Origin of the sequence: Micromonospora sp. NPDC050495, from assembly GCF_040655175.1 — a bacterium.
Taxonomy (GTDB): Bacteria; Actinomycetota; Actinomycetes; order Mycobacteriales; family Micromonosporaceae; genus Micromonospora.
Genome location: NZ_JBFAJK010000003.1, coordinates 1 through 863, shown reverse-complemented (window position 1 = coordinate 863; position 863 = coordinate 1). Strand labels below are relative to the sequence as shown.

Below are 863 nucleotides of genomic sequence, written 5' to 3'. Positions count from 1 at the left end.
GGGGGTGGCCGACGACACGCCGGGGCCGCCGGGGCCGGCCGGGCGCGCCCGGCCCGCACCCCCCCCCGGGGGGGGGCGCCCGCCCCCCCCACACCGCGGTCGACGCGGCGGATCAGCTCAGGCTGAACCGCTGGTTGGCCTGGCCGTTGCAGTCATAGATCTGGACCTGCTGGCCGTTGTTGGTGCCCCAGACGTCCAGGCAGCGTCCGGACTGGACACCGGTGATGGTGCCGTTGGAGTTGACGTTCCACTGCTGGTTGGACTGACCGTTGCAGCTGTAGATCTGCACGGCCGAGCCGTTGCCGGAGCCGGCGGCGTCCAGGCACATGCTGCCGTACACGGTCAGCTGCCGGCTGGACGTGAGGGTCCACTGCTGGTTGGCCAGCCCGTGGCAGTCGTAGAGCTGCACCCGGGTGCCGTTGCTCTGCGACGAGTTGGGCACGTCGATGCACCGGCCGGACTGGGCGCCGACGATCCGCTTCGCCCCGCCGGGGTTGCTGGTGGGCGAGGACGTCGGCGACGAGGTGGCGCCACCCGTCGGGCTCGAGGTCGGGCTCGTGGTCGGGCCGGCGCTGTTGAGGACGTTGAGGACGGAGTTGTAGGCGGCCTTCTTGTTGCCGCCGCCGTCGAAGAGCAGGGGGTTTTCGTTGGAGCGCCAGGAGTCGCTGTCGCGGACGCCCCAGACGGTGATGCCGATGCAGCGGGGCACGTTGATGCAGGCCTGGGTGAGGCCGGCGTACTGGGTGGTGGAGGCGTTGGTGACGTCGACCTCGGTGAGGGCGACGTCGACGCCGAGGGCGGCGAAGCTGGACAGGGTGGTCTGGAAGTTGCCGGGCAGGGAGCTGCCGCCGGTGAAGTGGGTC

General features: G+C 71.4%; 1 protein-coding gene. It reads right to left on the bottom strand.

Going from position 1 to position 863, the window contains the following annotated elements:
* Positions 1–112 precede the first annotated feature (112 nt).
* Positions 113–863: ricin-type beta-trefoil lectin domain protein (locus tag AB0I11_RS05190; RefSeq protein ID WP_357313695.1), on the bottom strand; the 751-nt coding region annotated here is incomplete at its 5' end.